Below are 22,097 nucleotides of genomic sequence, written 5' to 3' on the forward strand. Positions count from 1 at the left end.
CCATCGGGGCACCCGGGTGGCCGGATTTGGCTTTCTGTACTGCGTCCATGCTCAGGGCTCGCAGCGCGTTGGCGCAGAGGCTGCGGGTGGTTTTTGTGGTATTCATAAGTCTCTTTTCCTGCCCTTACAGCATCTGCTGAATCTGATTTTCCAGTTTGACCTGATCGACCGCGAACAGGCGGATACCTTCCGCCAGTTTTTCCACCGCCATCGGATCCTGATGATGTTGCCAGAGGAACTCCGCCTGAGTCATCGGGCTGGGGCGGGTTTCCGTCACGCAGCCGGGCGCCAGCTGGCGACTCAGCGTCCCTTCACTGGCGGCCAGCTCATCAAGCAGCGCCGGGGAGATAGTCAGGCGATCGCAACCTGCCAGCGCCTGGATCTGCTCGATACGGCGGAAGCTGGCCCCCATCACCACGGTGTCGTAGCCGTGCGATTTGTAGTACTGATAAATCTGGCGCACGGAAACCACGCCCGGATCGCTGTCGACCTGATACTCCGGCTGCGGTTGGTTTTTCTGATACCAGTCGTAAATACGCCCCACGAACGGCGAGATTAAAAAGACGCCGGCTTCGGCGCAGGCCCGCGCCTGGGCAAAGGAGAACAGCAGGGTCAGGTTACAGTTGATACCGCTTTGTTCCAGCTCCTCTGCGGCGCGAATCCCCTCCCAGGTGGCGGCAAGTTTGATGAGGATGCGTTCCGGCCCGACGCCGTTCTTTTCATACATCTGAATAAGCTTGCGCGCCTTCGACACGCACATCCCGCGATCCCAGGCAAAACGGGCATCGACTTCGGTAGAAATACGCCCGGGCACATGACGCAGCACCTCGGTACCGATATCCACCGCCACCTGATCGCAGGCGTTTATCAGCTGCGTTTCCGGGCTGCCGCCCTGCCGACGCGCCTTGCCGATGGCGTCGGCAATGAGCGCCTGATACTGCGGGAGCTGCGCGGCCTTCAGCACCAGTGAAGGGTTGGTAGTCGCATCCTGCGGGGCAAATTTTTTGATCGATTCGATATCGCCGGTGTCGGCAACCACCGTGGTGTATTTTTTCAGTTCGTCTAACTGGCTCATAGTCTGTTCCTTATATTACGACTGCGGATATTAATCTCTGGCGTGCTGGTGTTCGTAATAGTCGATACGCTCCACTTTCGACGCGGAGCCGCCGCCTTCATATTCGGATTCAAGCCAGGCCTGAATAATTTTTTTGCCCAGCTCCGGGCCAATCACGCGCGCGCCAAGAGTGATAATCTGCGCGTTATTACTTTTGCGCGCCCGCTCGGCGGAGAAAGTATCGTGGCATTGGGCGGCTCGTATCCCCGGCACTTTATTCGCCACAATGCTCATTCCAATACCGGTGCCGCAAATCAGGATGCCGCGATCGTGCTCGCCCTGCTTTATTGACATTGCCACCGCATGGGCAACATCCGGGTAGACCATGCTGCCCTGGCGTTTATCGCTGCTGTAATCCGCGACCTTAATTCCCTGCCCATTCAGATAAGCGACGATAGCGTCGCGAAAAGCATAGGCGGCATCATCCGCACCAATAGCGATTGTTTTCATGATAATTTCCTTAATTTAGCTGTACGTCTTAATTTAGTTCCGGATAGAAAAAGATTTGGTCGCCACGCTGAATATTCTGGGGGACGTCACCACTGAGATGCACCATCCCCGGTAATTCAGCGGTGGCAGCGCCATCAAATTTTAAAGTGATATGGCCAAGCTGTTTTAAATTTGCCGTTGCAACACCACCTACCGCCGTGACTCGATAAATAGTCTCATTTATTTTCATTATCTGCCCGGGTACCAATTCAGCTGTCAGCTCACTGCTCTGATGTACGGCGCAATACATCGCAATATCGTCAGGAACGGATTCAGAAAATAAAATCAGCTGATGCTCCTGTAGATAGTCTTTGACATATTTCCCGACAGCCGTGATAAGTAATGAATACAACGGCGCAGTCATATTATTTGTTCCCTTTGGTGGCAGGCGAAGATAACGTCACTTTCTCTTCACTGGTTTCTTCTTTTACCGGTTCAACCCTCGGCGCGCGCTTTTTCAGACGCTTATCAAACCAGGCCACCAGTATCGGCGCGGTAATCATGGTGATGATGCTCGCCGTCGCCAGCTGCGCGGTCGCGGCATCCACGTACATCGCCAGCGAGGGATCGGCCTGAGCCACCATTGCCGGCGTCAGCGCAGAGCTGGCGGCGGTTGTCCCCAGCGCGGCGCCCAGCGCGGTTTTCTTCTTCAGGAACAGGTTGTAGATAAAATAGAACACAATGCCGGTTAGCGCAGAGATAATGCCAAGCAGGATCCCGGACAGTCCGGCGGTAAAGACCGTGTTAATGCTGGAATTGGCGCCGATGGCAAACGACATAATAATGATAATCAGCGGCTGAGCGGCGGCGCACAGCTGTTTGAAACGCTCATCAAGGTTGCCCCACAGCATACCAATCAGCAGCGGGATAAGCATCGATAGCAGCGCGGCGAAAGGAATATTGGCCAGGCCGCTGACCCCCAGCACCATCATGGTAACAAAGGGCCCATCCTTGACGCAGAAGACGGAGATCGCCCCGGCATCGCTGGCATCGCCGTAGTTGCTGCACAGCGCGATATACAGCGAGCTGTTGGAGCTGGTTAAACAGGCAATCAGCGCCAGGGTCGAAATACCGAGGAAACCGTTGGGGCCAAACATCGCCCCGGCCACCCATACGGCCAGCGCGCCGGCGAGGCATTTCAGCAACAACAGCACCGCGCCTTTATAGAGCGGCAGGCCGGCCTGGCGGATATTGATCGAGGTACCACAAATCAGCAGAAAAATCCCCATCATTGCGCTGGAACCGACTTTGAATAATGCGGTCGTCGGGCCGCCGATGCCCAGGACTTCTGGAGCAAAGGTATTAATAAGAATCGCCACGAGCAACGGAATAATAATTAAACCGCCTGGCACCTTATTCATCTTCTCTAATATATTTATGTTCATAGGGTAACTCATAAATTATGATTTAACAGAGATAACGACGCAATACTACCCGGACGACCATTACGTCGCTTTTTATTTATATGACCTGTGGGTTATAGCTGCGCTTCTTTATAAATTCTTTCAACAATCGTGCTAATAATATCTTCTGGTCCGGTTAAACCGCCTTTGCCGACGCAAATCAATCCCGCATAATCGCCGCCGATAATACGCACCATATCGGTTTGCGGTATCACGTAGTCGATCATTTCAATGCCGGTCGCGCCAAGCTCTTTAAGAACATTTACCATCGTATCGCCGCCGGTCATATACAGGCCTTTAATTTCTCCGGCTGCGCAGTTAAGCACTTCACGAACAATATTCCCCAGTCCCTGGTTAATATTTTCCGCAGCCTGTCCGTGGGCCAGCCCAAAGCGCTGCTCTTCTTCCTGAAGATTCAGCAGCCGCCCGGTTAACGCGGATTCAAAAACGAAGATAGCGTTCTGCTGCGCCGGCACGCACTGCCGGGCATGCTGCACCACGCGATTCACTTCGATTTCAGCGGCGTTTTTCCTGTCAACCAGCAGTTCGGCATCAACAGGGATGTGACACACTCTTTCATCATTAGCGATCAGATGCTGAAGCTGCTTTTTGGTCACCGGCGTGGCGCTACCGGCAACCACCAGAATCGAACCGCGCGGGTTTTCCGCCCCTGACGACGCTGTCGCGCTGCTGCGCGCTTCCCGCATCAGGCCACGACGGACCGCAAGCCGCTCGGTAAAAGGCCCCGGGTCGACTGCCAGCACGTTCCAGTTCAGCGCCACCACCGCCCCGGCAATCGCATCGACATCGTCAACAGTAATCGCATCGACGACGATCACCCGCACGCCGCGCTGCTGCTGTTCCTGGAGATCCCGCTGCAGTTGCTCCTCGCCTTTCATCACCGAGGCCAGCGCGATATGCCCGACCTGATGATGGGTCTGCGCCGCCAGCAATCCCGGCACCCAGGATTCGGTAACCGGAGTACGCACATCGCGTGCGACATCGGTTCGCGAAAGCGCGACGGAGTCAATTACCGAATAGCCGCCAACCAGAATACGCCGCGACTGCGGCATCGCCGGCACGACGACGGCAACCGTTTCCAGCGGCAATTGTTCCAGCATGGCATCAATTTCAAAGCCGATGCCGCCGCGCAGCGTGGTATCAATACGCTTGGTAAAGTAGTGCGCGCCGCGCGCCTGCAGCTGCTTCACCGCGGCGCTGACCTGCTGCTGGGCTTCCGCTTTCGGCAAAGGACGGCTGTCGCTGCTGACGACCATCGCCGGATACTCCACCTCATTGCGGGCGAAGGATTCAGTATCGAAGAACGCGGCGGTTTTTAACCCGCTACGCGCCAGCAGCACCCCGACGGTGGTCGCACCGGTCAGATCGTCGGCCACGATCCCCAGCTTACCGCCTTCCCCCTGCGGCCAGATCATTTCAATACAGGCGGGCGTCACGCCGGAGACGTAGATCCCTTCATGAATAAACTCCGCCAGCGGACCACTTTTACCGGTGGGATGGAGGTTAATCGTCGGAATACCGCGTTTGGGATAGAGACCGCAGCGTAGCGTGCCGCCGCAGTCGATAACCATCAGGCCGATCTCCTCTTCCGGCGGCTCGCCGTTTTTAAATACGTCGACGGAAGGCCAGCCAGTCAGTTCGCTCAGGCGCTCAACGACCGGGGGACAAATCCCCCCGGTGATATAAGCAATCTTTTTCGCCTGGCTAATATTAATGGTCAGCGGCCCGCCCCAGCCCTTACAGCCTTTGCTAATTAACAGATGTTTTTCCATTTCTCTGCCCTTTTGCTTCGCATTAACCTCAGCGATTAGTGGTTTTTCATTTTCCAGTAGCTCACCGCGGCCATCGTGGACTCCAGCATACTGACGGTGCCCGCTTTACCGGTGCCGGCAATATCAAACGCCGTGCCGTGGTCTACCGAGCTACGCATAAACGGCAGGCCAAAGGTAATGGTTACGGAACGCTCAAAATCGAGGGTTTTACAGGCGATATGCCCCTGATCGTGATAAAGCGAGAGGATGGCGTCATAGCGCCCCTGTTTACCCAGATGGAAGACGGAATCTGCCGGCACCGGGCCGATGGCGTTAATCCCCATTTCCTGCGCCGCTTTGACTGCCGGGATGAGGTTATCGGCTTCTTCGTGGCCAAACAGGCCGTTGTCTGAACCATGCGGATTCAGCGCGGCTACCGCAATGCGCGGATTTTTGATATTCAGCGCGGTAAACTCATGGTGGATCTGCTGCACGCAGGCCAGAACGCGCTCTTTATTGGCGTAATCGCAGGCGTCTTTAAGCGCCATATGACGGCTCACGAAGAAGACCCGCAGGTTATGAACGTGGAACATGGTCAGGCCATAATCGGATTGCGTTTCAACCTGATAGATCTCGGTATGACCCGGCAGTTTACACCCCGCCAGCTTGATTGCTTCTTTATGAATCGGCGCGGTAGAGACCACATCGATCAGGCCGGCTTTCCCCAGTTCGATAGATTTCAGCACATAGTCCAGCGACATCTGCCCCGCCAGCTTCTGCACTTTGCCCCATTCAATGCTCTCGCAGTCATACTCACCGGTTTCCAGCACGTCCACCGTACCCCAGTTGAAGCGAGCTTCCTGCGGATGGCTAATTTTGTTAATCGGAAAATCACAGCCCATGATTTTCATTGCTCTGGCGATAATCGGCGCTGAGCCAATCAAAAAAGGTTTGCACTCGTCGTAGACGCTTTTCTCCATCATCGTCGCGACTGAAATCTCCGGACCAATCCCGGCAGGGTCGCCAATGGTAAGTGCGACAACTGGCTTTTTCTCTTGTGACATCGTGGACCTCTCGTAGTGAAGTTCGGCTTGTTCATATGTTCAATGGTGAATCATATGCTCAAAACATTACCTGATGATTGAGAGGTTATTGGTGATTTAGATCACATAAAAAAATCCATAGATTTATTTTATAAAAAAATGTGATCTAACATATGTTCATTGGGTGATAAAAAGTTCAATCTCTCTCATAAGCGAAAGCCATTTCACGACAAGCTATTGATTTACCTATTATGGAGAACAAGATGGAACAAATCTGGTTAGGAACCAGCTGGAAAATGAATAAACCGTTATCACAAGCCATGGCCTTTTGTGAAACGCTGGCGCAGCGGTTACCGCAGGTGAGGCATCCGAAAATCCAGCCGTTTATTATTCCCCCTTTCACCGCCATTTATCCCGTCAGCCAGTATCTACAGCAGCATCAGATCCCCTGCCTGACCGGCGCGCAGAATATGCATGAAGCGGAAAACGGCGCCTGGACCGGTGAAATTTCCGCCGCCATGCTGGCTGAAACCGGCGCCTCCCTGGTCGAGCTTGGTCACTCCGAGCGTCGCGGCGCGTTCAATGAATCCGACGCCGCCATTAACCAAAAAGTGCATCGCGCCCTGCGTCACGGGCTTCGACCTCTGATCTGTATCGGCGACAGCGCCGATGAAAAACGCTGGCAGGTCTCACGGGAAACGGTAGTGAGGCAGATGAAAATCGCGCTTTCTGGCCTGAATGAACAGCAGGTTTTACACACTCTGGTTGCCTATGAGCCCATATGGGCTATCGGCGAACACGGCACGCCGGCGACGCCGGAGCAGGCCGCAGAGATCCACCGGGCGCTGCGTCAGGCGTTATGCGAGACCTTCGGCGAAGAAATCGGACGGCGCATTCCCCTGCTGTACGGCGGTAGCGTCAATCGGCAAAATGCCGTAGAACTGCTTCAGCAGGATGACATTAACGGACTGTTTATTGGCCGCGCGGCATGGGATGCCAACGGCTATTGCGACATTGTTCAACGCGTTACAGAGGAATTTATTCTTCAGGCGCAGTAGTATTAGGGAGACATCAAAGATGGAAACACCAGGCGATAACTATGACTGAACAAGACTCAGATTATGCGCTGCTGACAGAAATTGCCGTGGCCTATTACGATCAGGAGCAAACCCAGGAAGAGATTGCAAAACGCTTTGGGATCTCACGCATTAAGGTCGGTCGGTTGCTGAAAAAAGCTCGCCACGAAGGGATTGTCGAGATCAGCGTGAAATACCACCCGGTCTTCAGCTCCCAGATTGAGCAGCAGTTTATCTCCCATTTCGGCATCAAGCGCGCGCTTATCGCCCTGGACCATCACGACGAGGATGAACAGCGCCAGCAGGTCGCGGCGCTGGTCAGCAACTATCTCGCCGGGATCCTCAAAAGCGATATGACCGTGACCGTCGGGCAGGGTCGCAACGTCGCCGCCGTGGCCAACCACGTGGGGATCTTTCCAGAGCGCAACTGTCGCTTTATTTGCGGTATCGGCGGCACCAAGCGCGACAACCAGCTGATCGATGCCGATCACATCAGTCGAAACCTGGCGCGTAAATTCAACGGTTTTAGCGAAACGCTGTACGCCCCGGCCTATGTCGAAACGCCGGAACTGCGCTCAGCGTTTATGCAAAACCGGCTGATTAAAGCCACGCTCGAACAGGCAAGCAAGGCGGATGTAGCCATCATTGGCCTTGGCGATATGAACGAAAATAGCTTTATGGTGCAGCTCGGCTGGTTCTCCCCGCAGGAAATTGCGACTGCGCGCCAGGAACAGGGCGTAGTGGGCGATCTCGCTGGCTATAGTTTTTTCAATATTCAGGGTAAACCGGTTGATACGGTGATGAACGATCGGGTTATCGGCCTGAGCCTTGAACAGCTTCGCGCCATCCCGTGCGTGATCGCCATTGCTTCGGAAAGCACCAAGGCAACGGCGATCCTCGGCGCGCTGCGCACCGGCGTAATTGATGTGCTGGCCACCAGCGCATCTAATGCCCGGGCGGTGATCAATATGCAGAAGGCGCTATGAATAAAGGGCGCCGAGGCGTCCTGAATTTCATGAGCGGCCTGCCCAGGCGATTGCCGTACGCTTTTTCCGGGCGGTGGCAAAAGCCGGGATTATTTCTTGCCCTGATTTTTCGTTAAGACAGCATCAAGCTTGCCCGCAATATACTTCAGCGGCTTCCACAACGCGCCCAGCACGATAAGCGGCCCGAACCACGCCGAACCGCCCTGCGCGCTCTGGCCCTCAATCAGCAGAAACAGCAGATGAAACAGGCAGGAAGCCGCGGATACGACGCCGAGAATAAGAGAGAGGATGAACAGAATATTTCTGCTATCAGAAAGACGAGGCAGGCCATACTGACTCCACAGGCCAACCCCCACTGCGGCCAAAAATATCGCAGCAGATAGTGCTAATGGGCTATCCATAGCCACTCCTGTTTTCCGTAACGCTGTATTGGTGAGGTTGCGTCTACCCGGCCAGCTGTTTCAGCAGCTTTTCCACAAAGCGCGGCACTTCTTCGCTTGCCGGGCCATAGTGTTTCTCGGCAAATTCGCTGCCTACCTGGCTTGGCTCGAGATTTAGCTCAACCGTGTGGGCGCCCTGCAGCCGCGCTTCATGGACAAACCCTGCCGCCGGATAAACGTGCCCGGAAGTACCGATGGCGATAAAGATATCCGCCTCCGCCAGCGCCAGGTAGATTTCATCCATATCCAGCGGCATCTCGCCGAACCACACCACGTGCGGGCGCAGCGGCGCGGGAAACTGGCAGCAGTGACACTTATCTTCCGTCGTCACATCACCGGTCCACGCCACCACCTGGCCGCTCCACGAACAGCGCACCTTCAGCAGCTCGCCGTGCATATGGATCACCCGACGGTTGCCCGCGCGCTCGTGCAGATTATCGATATTCTGGGTCACCAGTAGAAAATGGTCACCCAGTCTCTCTTCCAGCCGCGCCAGCGCCTGATGCGCCGCATTGGGCGCAATGTCCGGACTTTGCAGCTGACGACGGCGATCGTTGTAAAACGCCTGCACCAGCGCCGGGTCGCGGGCGAACCCTTCCGGCGTGGCGACGTCTTCTACCCGATGCTCCTCCCACAGGCCGTCGGCGGCGCGGAAGGTTTTAATTCCCGACTCCGCCGAAATACCCGCGCCGGTTAGCACCACGACTCTTGGTTTTTCCATCGTTTCAGGTGTCTCCTTATCTTCGCCGAAGAAAATCCGCTGACGCAGACGGTCTCGTAACCGACGCTTATTGCGGCGAAATCGGCTTAATCGATGTAAGCGGCGCGACTGCATAGCTACCTCTGTCGTTAATGAGTCAGATGAAGGAAGGCCGCACCGCGCATACCTCCCGCATCGCCATGACGCGCGCGTTCGATGCGCGGCACGCTGGCAACGGGGAGCAGATGTCGCGGCAGGCGCTGCGCCAGCCCTTCGGTTATTGCTGTAAAGTTAGACAATCCCCCGCCCAACACCAGCAGATCCGGGTCGACAATCGTTAAAATATTGCCCAGGCACACCGCCAGCAGATCGAGGTAGCGCTCAACGTGCTCGCGCGCCTTCGCGTCGCCCTGCTGCCAGAGCGCGACGATCTCGGGTGAGGTTAAGGATTGTTGGTAAAAATGGTGGTACAGCCAGGCAAAGCCGCGTCCGGAAAGGTAGTTTTCAATGCAGCCCAGTTGGCCGCAGCCGCAGCGCGTAAGCGGGAAATCGCGCCCTACGACTTCCAGCGCATCCACCGGCAGGCGGATATGGCCGAATTCGCCGGTTATATAGCGATGCCCGGTAATCGATTTACCGTTGAGCACCAGCCCGCCGCCAACGCCGGTGCCGAGGATCATCCCCATCACCAGCGGGTATTGGGTAAATTCGTCGTCCCACGCTTCGGAGAGGGCAAAACAGTTGGCGTCGTTATCAAGCCGCACATCGCGCCCCAGCCGCTCGCTCAGATCGGCCCGCAGCCGTCTGCCGCTGGCGGCAGGGACGTTGGCGGCATATAGCGTACCGTCTTCCGTCTCCGGCATGCCGGGAATACCGATGCCCACCGAACCCTGACAGCCGAAGCGCTGGTCGGCCTCCGCCACCAGCGCTTCTACCGCTTGCAAAAAATCTTCATAGCTCTCTTTTGGCGTGGCGACGCGTTTTTCCCACTGCAGCCGCCGCGCGTTATCAAATACGCCCAGCGCTATTTTGCTGCCGCCAATGTCAAATCCATAGTACATTTCAGCCATTCCTCTTTACCGATCGGCAACGCCGACCATGACGATAAATTACTGGCCACTCAGCACCCTCGCCGGGTCAATGCGGCTGGCGCGGCGGGCGGGATACCAGCTGGCCAGCAAACTCAGCAACAGTGCCGTCACCAGCACGTAAACGACGTCCAGCCAGTGCAGTTCAGACGGCAGGAAGTCAATAAAATAGATGTCGCCGGAGAGGAATTTATGCCCGATCAGATCCTCAATACCGTTAATGATTGCGGTCAGCTTAAATGCGCAGATAATGCCAATAGCCACGCCAATCAGGCTACCTACCGAACCGGCAAGTAAACCATACCATACGAAAATCGCGCGGATCAGCCCGTCTTTTGCGCCAAGCGTGCGTAGCACCGCAATATCGCCGCTTTTATCTTTCACCGCCATCACCAGGGTCGAGACGATATTAAAGCAGGCCACGCCAATCACCAGCACCATCGCCAGATACATAATGGCGCGAATCATCTGAATATCCCGGTACATATAGCCGTAGGTACCGATCCAGCTTTTGATGTAAACGTAGCTGTTGGTCACTTCGCCCGCATCGCGTACCAGCGTATTGGCATGAAACACGTCGGTCACTTTGATAGCGATCCCCGTCACGCTGCTGCCCATATCCAGGTACTGCTGCGCATCCTGCATGGGAATCATGGCAAAACTATGATCGAGCTGGCCGCTGAGCTGCAAAATGCCGGTAACGTGAAGCCTGACGCGCTTTGGCTGCAGCAGCTGGTGCTCGGCATCGGAGTTAGGGATCATGATCGACACCCAGTCGCCCTGCTTGACGTGCAGCGCATCGGCAACGCCCTTACCGAGGATCACCTGCTGCTCGCCGGCTTTAAAGCTGGCCCACGCATTGTTCTGCACAAAGTTGGGTAACGAACTGAGACGGCTTTCCTGCTGTGGGTCGACGCCTTTCACCTGAATTGCGCGCATGTTGCTGCCGCTCTCCACCAACCCGGTGAAGTTAATATAAGGCGCCGCGGCAACGATACCTTTGACCTTTCCAACCTTCGCCAGCGCCTCGTTCCAGTTGTTCCACGGCTGGTTTACCGGCTCAATTTCACCGTGCGGTACCACCGCCAGAATGCGGTTATTGAGCTCGCGTTCGAAGCCGTTCATCGCGCTCAGGCCAACGATCAACACCGCCACGCCCAGCGCGATACCGATCGTCGAAATAACCGAAATCAGCGACACCATCCCACCGCGCCGCCGTCCACGGCTAAAGCGCAGGGCAATCAATAACGATAACGGAGAAGCCATTACTCAGCCCCCATCAGGGAGAGTTCGGCTGTCAGGCGCCCGTCGCGCATCTCCAGCTGGCGGCTCATACGTTTTGCCAGCTGCAGGTCGTGGGTCACCACCAGGAAGGCGGTACGCTGGGCGACGTTCAGCTCGCCAAGTAGCTGAAAAATGCTGTCGGCGTTGCGGGCGTCAAGGTTACCGGTGGGTTCGTCCGCCAGCACCAGACGCGGTTTATTAACCAGCGCACGAGCAATCGCGACGCGCTGACGCTCGCCGCCGGAGAGCTCCGACGGACGATGATCGCTACGGTGCTCAAGCCCAACAGAGCGCAGCATCGCTTTCGCCTGACGCTCGATATCCGCCGCCTTCTGTTTACCAATCAGCAGCGGCATCGCTACGTTTTCCAGGGCGGTGAAATCCGGCAGCAGATGGTGAAACTGATAGATAAAGCCCAGTTCGCGATTGCGCAGATCGGCGCGGGCGGCGGCGGAGAGCCGGCTCATTGGCTGGCCGGAAAAGATAACGTCACCGGAGGTTGGCGTGTCCAGCCCGCCCAGCAGATGCAGCAGCGTACTTTTGCCGGAACCGGAGGTACCGACAATCGCCATCATCTCGCCCTCTTCAATGCTGAAGCTGACATCGTGCAACACGTCGGTTTGCACGGTGCCTTCCTGATAGCGTTTGCACAGGTTGTCGCATTGCAGCAGGATCTTATTCATAACGTAAAGCCTCAGCGGGTTGAGTGGCGGCAGCGCGCCATGAAGGATACAACGTAGAGAGTAATGCCAGCGCCATGGCCACGAGGGCAATGACGATGACCTGCAGCGGCTCAATAGCCACCGGCAGCGCGGCGCCGTCGAGGAACGCGCCGATAATCGGCATTAAATTATTGAGCTGGCTGGCAAGCAGCGCGCCCAGCCCGGCGCCGAGCAGCGCACCGACGATCCCGGCGCTGGCCCCCTGGACCATAAAGACCAGCATGATCTGCCGCGGCGTCAGGCCGAGGGTCTGCAGGATCGCCACTTCACCCTGTTTTTCCATCACCATCATGCCCAGAGAAGTAATGATGTTAAAGGCGGCCACGGCGATAATCAGGCTCAGCAGCAGGCCCATCATATTTTTTTCCATCCGCACGGCCTGGAACAGTTCGCCTTTTCGCTCTCGCCAGTCCTGCCATTTGGTGCCTTCCGGCAGTTTCTGCTGGCTGAGCGTGTCGACCTGCAGAGGCTGACTCAGCCACAGACGCCAGCCGGTAATGTTCCCCTGGGGGTAACGCATCAGGCGAGAAGCATCGTCGATATTGGTCAACATCTGATAGCCATCGACTTCGCTGCTGGCGGCAAAGGTACCGATCACGTTGAACAGGCGCTGGCTGGGAAGCCGCCCCATCGGGGTAAACTGGCTGGCGGAAGGCACCATCACGCGGATCCGATCGCCGCGGTTGACCCCCAACTGCCCTGCCAGCTGCTCACCCAGGATGACGTTATATTTTCCGGCCTGCAGATCGCTCTGCTTCACGTTAACCAGATAAGGGGTCAATGGATCTTTTTGCGCCGGGTCGATGCCGAGCATCACGCCAACCGCTACGCTGCGGGCGCTTTGCAGCACCACATCGCCGGTGGTCAGCGGCGCCACGCGGGTGACGCCCTGTAGTCTGGCTGCGCTTTCCGGCAGTTTTTGCGGGTTTATAGACCCTTGCTGTGCGCTGAGAATGGCCTGCGGCATCAGCCCCAGGATGTTGTTTTGCAGCTCGCGCTCAAAGCCGTTCATCACCGAAAGAACGGTCACCAGCGCCATCACGCCAAGCGTAATGCCAATAGTGGAAAGCCAGGAGACGAAACGACCGAAGCGGTCGGCTGCGCGCCCGCGCATATAGCGAAGGCCGATAAAAAGTGCGGCAGGTTGATACATGTAATCCATCTGATTGCTGATAGCCGATGTCCGAGTATATAAGCGATTATGAGCAGCGTAAATGACTGAAACCTGTAGATTTTATTGGCAAAATCAGTAAAAAATCAATATAAACAACAACATAGAAACATAAGTCGTTATTTAACTTTACGCTTATCGGAGTTCGTTACATTTTCGTCCCTAACATGACCTTTGCGATACGGGTTGGCGAATTCTGGTCGATCGCGGATAATCAGACTATTGAATATCAGCGAGTTGCCCTCCATATCGGCAGAGCGAATCCTCAAGAGATCATGATACCGTCTATGCCTGAACAATACCGATACTCTCTGCCGGTTAAAGCCGGCGATCAGCGCCAGCTTGGCGAACTGACCGGCGCGGCCTGCGCCACTCTGGTGGCTGAAATGGCCGAGCGCCACGGCGGCCCGGTGGTACTGATAGCCCCCGATATGCAGAACGCCCTGCGTCTGAATGATGAAATCAGGCAGTTTACCGACAGCATGGTAGCAGGCCTGGCGGACTGGGAAACGCTCCCCTACGATAGCTTCTCTCCGCACCAGGATATTATCTCTTCACGTCTCGCTACCCTGTACCAGCTCCCGACCATGGAACGCGGCGTGCTGATCGTCCCGGTCAGCACTCTCATGCAGCGCGTCTGTCCGCATAATTTCCTCCACGGCCACGCGCTGGTGATGAAAAAAGGCCAGCGGCTGTCGCGGGATGCGCTGCGCTCGCAGCTGGATAGCGCCGGCTATCGTCACGTCGATCAGGTCATGGAGCACGGCGAGTACGCCACGCGCGGCGCATTGCTTGATCTGTTCCCGATGGGCAGCGAGCAGCCCTACCGTCTCGATTTTTTTGATGATGAGATCGATAGCCTGCGTCTGTTCGACGTCGACAGCCAGCGAACGCTGGAGGAAGTCGCCAGTATCAACCTGCTTCCGGCGCACGAATTTCCGACCGACCAGGCCGCTATCGAGCTGTTTCGCAGCCAGTGGCGCGACCGCTTCGAGGTTAAGCGCGACGCCGAGCATGTTTATCAGCAGGTCAGTAAAGGCACGCTGCCTGCGGGGATCGAATACTGGCAGCCTCTGTTCTTTAACGAACCGCTGCCGCCGCTGTTCAGCTATTTCCCGGCGAAAACGCTGATCGTCAACACCGGCGATCTCGAAGCCAGCGCCGAACGCTTCCAGAATGAAACCCGCGCTCGCTTTGAAAATCGCGGCGTTGATCCGATGCGTCCGCTTTTGCCGCCGGAGCAGCTGTGGTTGCGCAGCGATGAACTGTTCAGCGAGCTGAAAAAATGGCCGCGCGTGCAGCTCAAAACCGAACGCCTGGCGGAGAAGGCCGCTAATACCAATCTCGGCTATCAAAAATTACCCGAGCTGGCGATTCAGGCGCAGAACAAAGCGCCGCTGGATAACCTGCGCCGATTCCTCGAATCCTTTAGCGGGCCGGTGATTTTCTCGGTTGAGAGCGAGGGACGCCGCGAAGCACTCGGTGAAATGCTGGCCCGCATCAAGATCGCGCCAAAGCATATTTTGCGTCTTGAAGAGGCGACGGGTAACGGCCGCTATTTGATGATCGGCGCCGCCGAGCATGGCTTTATTGATAGCCAGCGCAACCTGGCGCTGATTTGCGAAAGCGACCTGCTGGGCGAGCGCGTTGCCCGCCGTCGTCAGGATTCACGCCGCACCATCAATCCGGATACGTTGATTCGTAACCTGGCGGAGCTGCATATCGGTCAGCCGGTGGTGCATCTGGAGCATGGAGTTGGGCGCTATGCCGGAATGACGACCCTTGAAGCGGGCGGCATTAATGGCGAATACCTGATGCTGACCTACGCCAACGACGCCAAACTGTACGTCCCGGTGTCCTCACTGCATCTGATTAGCCGCTATGCGGGCGGGGCGGAAGAGAATGCGCCGCTGCATAAACTGGGCGGCGACGTCTGGGCGCGAGCGCGGCAGAAAGCGGCCGAGAAAGTGCGCGACGTGGCCGCCGAGCTGCTGGATATCTATGCCCAGCGCGCGGCGAAAGCCGGCTATGCGTTTAAACATGATAAACAGCAGTATCAGCTATTTTGCGACAGCTTCCCGTTCGAGACCACGCCCGACCAGGCGCAGGCTATTAACGCCGTCCTGAGCGATATGTGCCAGCCTCTGGCGATGGACCGTCTGGTGTGCGGCGATGTTGGCTTCGGCAAAACGGAAGTGGCGATGCGCGCCGCTTTCCTGGCGGTCGAAAACCATAAGCAGGTGGCGGTGCTGGTGCCAACCACCCTGCTCGCCCAGCAGCACTTCGATAACTTCCGCGATCGCTTTGCTAACTGGCCGGTGCGTATTGAGATGCTTTCGCGCTTTCGCAGCGCCAAAGAGCAGGCGCAGATCCTTGAGCAAGTCGCGGAAGGAAAAATCGATATTCTTATCGGCACCCATAAACTGCTGCAGCCGGACGTTAAGCTGCGCGATCTCGGTCTCCTGATTGTTGATGAAGAGCACCGCTTTGGCGTGCGTCACAAAGAGCGCATCAAGGCAATGCGCGCCGACGTCGATATCCTGACCCTGACCGCGACGCCTATTCCGCGCACGCTGAATATGGCGATGAGCGGTATGCGCGATCTTTCGATCATCGCCACGCCGCCCGCCCGCCGTCTGGCGGTCAAAACCTTCGTTCGCGAATATGACGCGCTGGTGGTACGCGAGGCGATCCTGCGTGAGGTGCTGCGCGGCGGCCAGGTTTACTACCTCTATAATGACGTGGAAAACATCCAGAAAGCCGCCGAGAGGCTGGCGGAGCTGGTGCCGGAAGCGCGCATTACCATCGGTCATGGACAGATGCGCGAGCGCGAGCTCGAGCGGGTGATGAACGATTTCCATCACCAGCGTTTTAACGTGCTGGTCTGTACCACCATTATCGAAACCGGGATCGACATACCCACGGCGAACACCATTATTATTGAGCGTGCCGATCACTTCGGCCTGGCTCAGCTGCATCAGCTACGCGGACGCGTTGGGCGGTCGCACCATCAGGCCTATGCCTGGCTGCTGACGCCGCATCCGAAAGCGATGACCCCCGATGCGCAAAAACGCCTTGAGGCTATTGCATCGCTGGAAGATCTCGGCGCTGGCTTTGCGCTGGCGACCCATGACCTCGAAATTCGCGGCGCGGGCGAGCTGCTGGGCGAAGATCAGAGCGGTTCTATGGAAACCATCGGCTTCTCCCTCTATATGGAGCTACTGGAAAACGCCGTTGACGCGCTGAAGGCCGGGCGCGAGCCCTCGCTGGAAGATCTCACCAGCCAGCAAACCGAAGTTGAGCTACGGATGCCGTCGCTGCTGCCAGACGACTTTATCCCGGATGTGAATACTCGCCTGTCGTTCTACAAACGCATTGCCAGCGCGAAGAGTGAGAATGAGCTGGAGGAGATCAAAGTCGAACTTATCGATCGTTTTGGCCTGCTGCCGGATCCGGCCCGCAATCTGCTCGATATCGCCCGGCTGCGCCAGCAGGCGCAGAAGCTGGGGATCCGCAAGCTTGAGAGCAACGAAAAAGGCGGCACCATTGAGTTTAACGAGAAGAATAACGTTAATCCGATGTGGCTGATTGGCCTGCTGCAGAAGCAGCCGCAGCACTATCGACTGGATGGCCCGACGCGCCTCAAATTTACGCAGGACCTCGCCGAGCGTAAAACGCGGATGGACTGGGTGCGCCAGTTTATGCTTCAGCTGGAAGAGAACGCCACCGCTTAACGGTGCCCGGGATACGATCCGCGCGTCGTATCCCGGCCCCCTCATATTCGGCAAAATTTACAAACATTTTGCAATCCCTCTGCACTTCCACACACTCGTTCGACCATAATCTCAGGGACTTTTCTTATAAAAATAACCACTTACTTAATATGGAATTAAGGTGATGAAGAGCTTTTCGCGACTTTCTTTCTGGCTGGGGATGATGGCTATCGCCGCCGCGCTGGCGCTGCCCGCTCGCGCCAATACCTGGCCCCTGCCGCCTCCGGGCAGCCGTCTGGTCGGGCAGAACCAGTTCCACGTGGTCGAGAATAATGGCGGCTCGCTGGAAGCGATCGCTAAGAAGTACAACGTCGGTTTTCTGGCCCTGCTTCAGGCGAACCCCGGCGTGGATCCTTACGTTCCGCGAGCCGGTAGCGTACTGACCATCCCGCTGCAAACGCTGTTGCCCGACGCGACGCGGGAAGGATTAGTCCTGAATCTGGCCGAACTTCGTCTCTATTACTATCCGCCGGGCAAAAATGAAGTGACCGTGTACCCTATCGGCATCGGCCAGCTCGGCGGTGATACCATCACCCCAACGATGGTCACCACCGTATCCGACAAACGTGCCAACCCGACCTGGACGCCTACGGCCAATATTCGCGCCCGCTATAAGGCGATGGGCATTGACCTGCCTGCCGTTATGCCCGCCGGGCCGGATAACCCGATGGGCCACCACGCCATTCGTCTGGCAGCGTACGGCGGCGTCTACCTGCTACACGGCACCAACGCCGATTTCGGTATCGGCATGCGCGTAAGCTCCGGCTGTATTCGTCTGCGCGATGATGATATCAAAGCGTTGTACAATGAAATTAGCCCGGGCACCCGAGTGACGATAATCAATACGCCCATTAAGGTATCCGTTGAGCCGAACGGTACCCGTCTGGTAGAAGTGCACCAGCCGCTGTCAAAGCATATTGACGACGATCCGCAGACCCTGCCGATTACGCTCACTGACAGCATGCAGGCTTTCAAACAGGCGCATTTGACCGATACCGAAGTGATGGAACGTGCAATGATGCTGCGCTCCGGTATGCCGGTAGATGTGACCCGTCACCCTCGGGCCAGCGAACAGTCGCTATAGTTCATCCGCTAACGGACGTAAAAAAACCGCCTTCAGTTCACACTGAGGCGGTTTTTTTATGGCAATAATCAAACAGAGTACAGCTTTACTGCGTTTCGCGGCGCCATAAAGGGGTGGGCGCCGCGTCTCAGCAGGGAATAACTTACTTCTTACTTCGCGCGGTCAACTGAAGGGGGTCAGAACCGCGCGTGGTCAGTGGCAAAACAGGGGTGGTGCTAAATTATTTATAGATAACCGCGGTTCCGTGAAGGGTATTTGGACCGGTTACTGAAGTGATACGGTAAGAGGTTGCACCCATCTCTTCCGCTTTTTGCGCCAGCTGATCTTCCAGAGAACCCAGGTTGGTGCCAGCAGAGGCGGAAACGGTACCGATTTTATGCTGGCCCGCCGGAGTGGATTGAACTTCAACAGCGGCAAAGCTGGCGAAAGAGAGCGAGCTGAGAACAGCGGCGATGGTTAATGTTTTAACATTTTTCATGATTATTAAACCTGTGCAGATGAATATTTTTGTAGGGACGAACGCATTTACTTAACGATCGATAGGTAAATAATAATGTGATCCACATCACACGTCAAACTATTTTTATAACGTTCGTTTAACTATTTACAAACAGCTTAAAATTCATACATATATGAATTATTTATTTTTAGGCCTGCATCGCTGGCAGCCCATCAGCTTTATTTTTATAATGCTTCTTCAACACACCAACACAGGTACAGCGGCACCATGACAACTGACGTTCAAAGTTGCACGAAAAAAAGCCGTGGCCGACCTAAAGTGTTCGACAGGGAAGCGGCGCTGGATAAGGCCATGACACTCTTCTGGCAGCACGGCTATGAAGCCACCTCTCTCGCCGATCTGGTCGAAGCGACGGGCGCAAAAGCGCCAACGCTTTATGCCGAATTCGTGAATAAAGAGGGGTTGTTTCGGGCGGTGCTGGATCGCTACATCTCGCGTTTTGCCGCCAGGCATGAGGCGCTTTTGTTTGACGACGAGAAAACCGTCGATCGGGCCTTGCGCGATTATTTCACCGCCGTCGCGACCTGCTTCACCAGCAAAGAGACGCCGGCAGGCTGTTTTATGATCAATACCTCTGCGGCGCTGGCGGCCTCCTCAACCGATATCGCCAATACCGTGAAGTCGCGGCACGCGATGCAGGAACAGACGCTCACTCATTTTCTCCAGCAGCGGCAGCTGCGCGGCGAACTGCCGCCAGACGGCGATGTTCATCAGCTGGCGCAGTTCCTTAACTGTATACTGCAGGGGATGTCCATCAGCGCCCGCGAAGGCGCCGATTTCACTAAAATCATGCAAATTGCCGAAACCACGCTGCGGTTGTGGCCCCAGGTTCTTCAGCGCTAATTTCTCCTTTACCGGTGGGCGCACCACCGGTTTCACCCCGCCTTACCCACACATTACGTCATGTTTTCAGTCGTTTATTTGTTTTTTTCTCGAGAATGATATTGATAACAATAATCAATACGGGCAGAATTCAGCCTTAAACATTTCTGTTTATTTCACCCTGTAACAACCGGTGCACCCGTACCGGAAAATTAAAACAACGATATCGTTAGCCCTAACTAATTCGAGTTGCAGGACAAGGTACTTGTGCCTTGAACTGCGCTAGTGCTGGCCCCGTAGGGGCCAGCGCCATGGATGGGCCGAGTAATCCAAAGCCAACACCTGCGACTTGAAGAATGACGGGCATAAACTCATAAAAGGAATGAGCATGAACAAGCGTCTCTGGGTACTCAACCCACTGCTGCTGGCAACCGCCCTGCCCGCCTGGGCCGCTGATGACAATATGATCGTCAGCGCTAACCGAACGCATCGCACCGTCGCTGAAATGGCGCAGACCACCTGGGTCATTGAAGGCCAGGAGATTGAACAGCAGGTACAGGGCGGTAAAGAATTTAAAGATGTGCTTGCGCAGCTGATCCCTGGCATCGACGTCAGCAGCCAGGGACGCACCAACTACGGCATGAACATGCGCGGCCGCGCGATCGTCGTCCTGATCGATGGCGTTCGCCTTAACTCCTCCCGTACCGACAGTCGCCAGCTGGATTCAATCGATCCGTTTAACATTGAACACATTGAGGTGATCTCCGGCGCCACCTCGCTCTACGGCGGCGGCAGTACCGGTGGTCTTATCAATATCGTCACCAAAAAGGGACAACAAGAGCGTCAGGTCGATCTGGAACTGGGAGGCAAATCCGGCTTTGCTAATAGCAACGATCGCGATGAACGCGTGGCGGCAGCGGTCAGCGGCGGTACCGACCACGCTTCCGGTCGTTTGTCGGTCGCTTATCAGCGCTTCGGCGGCTGGTATGACGGTAACCACGATGCGCTAATCCTGGATAATACCCAGACCGGCCTGCAGCATTCCGATCGCCTCGACGTCATGGGGACGGGAACCATTGAAATTGACGATAACCGTCAGCTGCAGCTGGTTACGCAGTATTATAAAAGCCAGGGCGACGATTATGGCCTGTACCTGGGGAAAAATATGTCGGCGGTGACCGGCGACGGCAAGGCCTTTACCACCGATGGTCTGAACTCGGACCGCGTACCCGGCACCGAGCGTCACCTCATTAGCCTGCAGTATTCCGATGCCGATTTCCTTGGCCAGAACCTCGTCAGTCAGGTTTATTATCGCGATGAATCCTTGTCCTTTTATCCCTTCCCTACGCTGAGCAAAGGCCAGGTTAGCAGCTTCTCATCCTCAAAACAGGATACCGATCAATACGGGGCGAAAGTCACCCTTAACAGCCAGCCGCTGGACGGATTGGACCTGACCTGGGGGCTGGATGCGGACCACGAAACGTTCAACGCCAATCAGATGTTCTTCGATCTGAATCGATCAATGTCTTCCGGGGGCCTGAATAACCAGGCAATCTATACCACTGGCCGTTATCCCGGCTACAGCATTACCAACCTGGCGCCGTTCCTGCAGTCCAGCTACGATCTGAACGATATTTTCACCCTCAGCGGCGGCGTACGTTACCAGTGGACGGAAAACCGGGTCGATGACTTTGTTGGCTATGCCCAGCAGCAGGATGTCGCCGGCGGTAAGGTCAGCTCGGCGGATGCCATTCCGGGCGGAAAAACCGATTACGATAACTTCCTGTTTAACGCCGGGATCGTTGCTCATCTCACCGACCGCCAGCAAACCTGGTTTAACTTCTCTCAGGGCGTTGAGCTACCGGACCCGGGGAAATACTACGGCATCGGCAAGTACGGCGCGGCGGTCAACGGCCATCTCCCGCTTCTCTCCAGCGTTAACGTCGGCGACTCGCCGCTGCAGGGGATCAAAGTCAACTCTTACGAACTGGGCTGGCGCTATACCGGTGATAACCTGCGCACCCAGCTGGCGGCATACTATTCGACCTCCGATAAGACGATTGTCGTTAACCGTACCGACATGACCATCGACGTGCAGTCCGATAAACGCCGTATTTACGGCCTTGAAGGAGCCGTAGATTACTTCTTCCCGAATAGCGACTGGAGCGCCGGAGCTAACTTTAACCTGCTGAAATCTCAGGTGAAGAGTGACGGTAGCTGGCAGAAGTGGGACGTGACGCTCGCCTCGCCGTCAAAAGCCACCGCCTGGGTTGGCTGGGCGCCCGAACCGTGGTCGCTGCGGGTACAGAGCCAACAGGTATTCGATCTCAGCGATGCCAGCGGCAATAAGCTTGATGGTTATAATACCGTGGACTTTATCGGCAGCTACGCGCTACCTCTTGGCAAACTGACCTTCAGTATCGAGAACCTGCTTAATGAAGATTATGTCACCGTCTGGGGCCAGCGCGCGCCGCTGCTCTACAGCCCAACCTACGGCAGCAGCTCTCTGTACGAATATAAAGGTCGCGGCCGTACCTTTGGCCTGAACTACGCACTGAGCTTCTGATAAAAAAAGCCCCTCGGCCTGAGCGACTGAGGGGCTAATAGAGA

At 56.1% G+C, this 22,097-nt stretch carries 20 protein-coding genes and 1 pseudogene; 6 read left to right on the top strand and 15 right to left on the bottom strand.

Annotation, left to right across the window (positions count from 1 at the left end):
• The 7 genes from ABLV75_RS06425 to pdxA all read right to left on the bottom strand — a co-directional run.
• Positions 1 to 106, bottom strand: a 106-nt coding sequence (locus ABLV75_RS06425) for a hypothetical protein (protein WP_148673295.1), incomplete at its 3' end; no start/stop codon positions are given.
• An 18-nt stretch (positions 107 to 124) separates the two neighbouring features.
• The gene (tal, locus tag ABLV75_RS06430) at positions 125 to 1,075 is read right to left on the bottom strand and encodes a transaldolase (protein ID WP_017146113.1); all 951 of its coding nucleotides are present in this window, start codon (positions 1,073 to 1,075) and stop codon (positions 125 to 127) included.
• Positions 1,076 to 1,105: 30 nt separating this feature from the next.
• Positions 1,106 to 1,564 (bottom strand): ribose 5-phosphate isomerase B, encoded by a 459-nt coding sequence (gene rpiB / locus ABLV75_RS06435; protein ID WP_004101165.1) that lies wholly within the window; start codon positions 1,562 to 1,564, stop codon positions 1,106 to 1,108.
• A 28-nt stretch (positions 1,565 to 1,592) separates the two neighbouring features.
• Positions 1,593 to 1,967, bottom strand: a complete 375-nt coding sequence (locus tag ABLV75_RS06440) for a PTS glucitol/sorbitol transporter subunit IIA (RefSeq protein ID WP_016807640.1) — start codon at positions 1,965 to 1,967, stop codon at positions 1,593 to 1,595.
• A gap of 1 nt (position 1,968) precedes the next feature.
• Positions 1,969 to 2,988 (bottom strand): 2-keto-3-deoxygluconate permease, encoded by a 1,020-nt coding sequence (locus tag ABLV75_RS06445; RefSeq protein WP_004101158.1) that lies wholly within the window; start codon positions 2,986 to 2,988, stop codon positions 1,969 to 1,971.
• A 92-nt stretch (positions 2,989 to 3,080) separates the two neighbouring features.
• Positions 3,081 to 4,799 (bottom strand): four-carbon acid sugar kinase family protein, encoded by a 1,719-nt coding sequence (locus tag ABLV75_RS06450; RefSeq protein WP_004101151.1) that lies wholly within the window; start codon positions 4,797 to 4,799, stop codon positions 3,081 to 3,083.
• A 35-nt stretch (positions 4,800 to 4,834) separates the two neighbouring features.
• Entirely contained in the window at positions 4,835 to 5,842 is a 1,008-nt protein-coding gene (gene pdxA, locus ABLV75_RS06455) for a 4-hydroxythreonine-4-phosphate dehydrogenase PdxA (RefSeq protein WP_023320718.1), read from the bottom strand.
• Positions 5,843 to 6,084: 242 nt separating this feature from the next.
• Between pdxA and ABLV75_RS06460 the strand changes: the two genes are divergently transcribed.
• Positions 6,085 to 6,879 (top strand): triose-phosphate isomerase, encoded by a 795-nt coding sequence (locus ABLV75_RS06460; protein WP_004101148.1) that lies wholly within the window; start codon positions 6,085 to 6,087, stop codon positions 6,877 to 6,879.
• 41 nt (positions 6,880 to 6,920) lie between these two features.
• Entirely contained in the window at positions 6,921 to 7,883 is a 963-nt protein-coding gene (locus ABLV75_RS06465) for a sugar-binding transcriptional regulator (protein ID WP_004101147.1), read from the top strand.
• An 89-nt stretch (positions 7,884 to 7,972) separates the two neighbouring features.
• Here ABLV75_RS06465 and ABLV75_RS06470 read toward each other — a convergent pair whose 3' ends face one another.
• From ABLV75_RS06470 to ABLV75_RS06500, 7 genes and pseudogenes are all read right to left on the bottom strand, one after another.
• On the bottom strand, positions 7,973 to 8,284 hold the full coding sequence (locus tag ABLV75_RS06470) for a hypothetical protein (RefSeq protein WP_032734362.1): 312 nt from the start codon (positions 8,282 to 8,284) through the stop codon (positions 7,973 to 7,975).
• 43 nt (positions 8,285 to 8,327) lie between these two features.
• Entirely contained in the window at positions 8,328 to 9,158 is an 831-nt protein-coding gene (cobB, locus tag ABLV75_RS06475; RefSeq protein WP_004101139.1) for a Sir2 family NAD+-dependent deacetylase, read from the bottom strand.
• A gap of 14 nt (positions 9,159 to 9,172) precedes the next feature.
• On the bottom strand, positions 9,173 to 10,084 hold the full coding sequence (gene nagK, locus ABLV75_RS06480; protein WP_004101137.1) for an N-acetylglucosamine kinase: 912 nt from the start codon (positions 10,082 to 10,084) through the stop codon (positions 9,173 to 9,175).
• Between the two features lie 48 nt (positions 10,085 to 10,132).
• A complete protein-coding gene (gene lolE / locus ABLV75_RS06485) occupies positions 10,133 to 11,377 on the bottom strand; it encodes a lipoprotein-releasing ABC transporter permease subunit LolE (RefSeq protein WP_004101135.1) in 1,245 nt (414 codons plus the stop codon).
• A complete protein-coding gene (lolD, locus tag ABLV75_RS06490) occupies positions 11,377 to 12,078 on the bottom strand; it encodes a lipoprotein-releasing ABC transporter ATP-binding protein LolD (protein WP_004101134.1) in 702 nt (233 codons plus the stop codon). Before lolD ends, lolE begins: the two co-directional genes overlap by 1 nt.
• The gene (gene lolC / locus ABLV75_RS06495) at positions 12,071 to 13,270 is read right to left on the bottom strand and encodes a lipoprotein-releasing ABC transporter permease subunit LolC (RefSeq protein ID WP_004101133.1); all 1,200 of its coding nucleotides are present in this window, start codon (positions 13,268 to 13,270) and stop codon (positions 12,071 to 12,073) included. Before lolC ends, lolD begins: the two co-directional genes overlap by 8 nt.
• 200 nt (positions 13,271 to 13,470) lie before the next feature.
• Positions 13,471 to 13,536, bottom strand: a pseudogene (locus tag ABLV75_RS06500) (hypothetical protein); the annotation flags it as partial.
• 39 nt (positions 13,537 to 13,575) lie between these two features.
• On the opposite strand from ABLV75_RS06500, the gene mfd reads away from it, so the two are divergent.
• Positions 13,576 to 17,022: a transcription-repair coupling factor gene (mfd, locus tag ABLV75_RS06505; RefSeq protein ID WP_017146119.1), complete on the top strand. Its 3,447-nt coding sequence runs from the start codon at positions 13,576 to 13,578 to the stop codon at positions 17,020 to 17,022.
• Between the two features lie 163 nt (positions 17,023 to 17,185).
• Entirely contained in the window at positions 17,186 to 18,145 is a 960-nt protein-coding gene (locus ABLV75_RS06510; protein WP_004101131.1) for a L,D-transpeptidase family protein, read from the top strand.
• Between the two features lie 220 nt (positions 18,146 to 18,365).
• Here ABLV75_RS06510 and bhsA read toward each other — a convergent pair whose 3' ends face one another.
• Positions 18,366 to 18,623 carry a multiple stress resistance protein BhsA gene (gene bhsA, locus ABLV75_RS06515; RefSeq protein WP_004101130.1) on the bottom strand — a complete coding sequence of 86 codons (258 nt, stop codon included), beginning with the start codon at positions 18,621 to 18,623 and terminating at the stop codon, positions 18,366 to 18,368.
• A gap of 249 nt (positions 18,624 to 18,872) precedes the next feature.
• Between bhsA and ABLV75_RS06520 the strand changes: the two genes are divergently transcribed.
• Positions 18,873 to 19,508, top strand: coding sequence for a TetR/AcrR family transcriptional regulator (locus tag ABLV75_RS06520; RefSeq protein WP_004101129.1), 636 nt, complete (start codon positions 18,873 to 18,875; stop codon positions 19,506 to 19,508).
• Positions 19,509 to 19,875: 367 nt separating this feature from the next.
• Entirely contained in the window at positions 19,876 to 22,053 is a 2,178-nt protein-coding gene (locus ABLV75_RS06525; RefSeq protein WP_023320716.1) for a TonB-dependent siderophore receptor, read from the top strand.
• Positions 22,054 to 22,097: the final 44 nt, after the last annotated feature.

Origin of the sequence: Klebsiella sp. CN_Kp066 (assembly GCF_040065135.1) — a bacterium.
Lineage (GTDB): Bacteria > Pseudomonadota > Gammaproteobacteria > Enterobacterales > Enterobacteriaceae > Klebsiella > Klebsiella oxytoca.

Coding starts and splice junctions, on each gene's coding strand:
- tal (WP_017146113.1), bottom strand. CDS start 1,075: ATGAGCCAGTTAGACGAACTGAAAAAATACACCACGGTGGTTGCCGAC.
- lolE (WP_004101135.1), bottom strand. CDS start 11,377: ATGGCTTCTCCGTTATCGTTATTGATTGCCCTGCGCTTTAGCCGTGGA.
- ABLV75_RS06510 (WP_004101131.1), top strand. CDS start 17,186: ATGAAGAGCTTTTCGCGACTTTCTTTCTGGCTGGGGATGATGGCTATC.
- lolC (WP_004101133.1), bottom strand. CDS start 13,270: ATGTATCAACCTGCCGCACTTTTTATCGGCCTTCGCTATATGCGCGGG.
- lolD (WP_004101134.1), bottom strand. CDS start 12,078: ATGAATAAGATCCTGCTGCAATGCGACAACCTGTGCAAACGCTATCAG.
- ABLV75_RS06450 (WP_004101151.1), bottom strand. CDS start 4,799: ATGGAAAAACATCTGTTAATTAGCAAAGGCTGTAAGGGCTGGGGCGGG.
- rpiB (WP_004101165.1), bottom strand. CDS start 1,564: ATGAAAACAATCGCTATTGGTGCGGATGATGCCGCCTATGCTTTTCGC.
- bhsA (WP_004101130.1), bottom strand. CDS start 18,623: ATGAAAAATGTTAAAACATTAACCATCGCCGCTGTTCTCAGCTCGCTC.
- ABLV75_RS06470 (WP_032734362.1), bottom strand. CDS start 8,284: ATGGATAGCCCATTAGCACTATCTGCTGCGATATTTTTGGCCGCAGTG.
- mfd (WP_017146119.1), top strand. CDS start 13,576: ATGCCTGAACAATACCGATACTCTCTGCCGGTTAAAGCCGGCGATCAG.
- ABLV75_RS06465 (WP_004101147.1), top strand. CDS start 6,921: ATGACTGAACAAGACTCAGATTATGCGCTGCTGACAGAAATTGCCGTG.
- pdxA (WP_023320718.1), bottom strand. CDS start 5,842: ATGTCACAAGAGAAAAAGCCAGTTGTCGCACTTACCATTGGCGACCCT.
- ABLV75_RS06520 (WP_004101129.1), top strand. CDS start 18,873: ATGACAACTGACGTTCAAAGTTGCACGAAAAAAAGCCGTGGCCGACCT.
- ABLV75_RS06440 (WP_016807640.1), bottom strand. CDS start 1,967: ATGACTGCGCCGTTGTATTCATTACTTATCACGGCTGTCGGGAAATAT.
- ABLV75_RS06445 (WP_004101158.1), bottom strand. CDS start 2,988: ATGAACATAAATATATTAGAGAAGATGAATAAGGTGCCAGGCGGTTTA.
- nagK (WP_004101137.1), bottom strand. CDS start 10,084: ATGTACTATGGATTTGACATTGGCGGCAGCAAAATAGCGCTGGGCGTA.
- ABLV75_RS06525 (WP_023320716.1), top strand. CDS start 19,876: ATGAACAAGCGTCTCTGGGTACTCAACCCACTGCTGCTGGCAACCGCC.
- cobB (WP_004101139.1), bottom strand. CDS start 9,158: ATGCAGTCGCGCCGCTTACATCGATTAAGCCGATTTCGCCGCAATAAG.
- ABLV75_RS06460 (WP_004101148.1), top strand. CDS start 6,085: ATGGAACAAATCTGGTTAGGAACCAGCTGGAAAATGAATAAACCGTTA.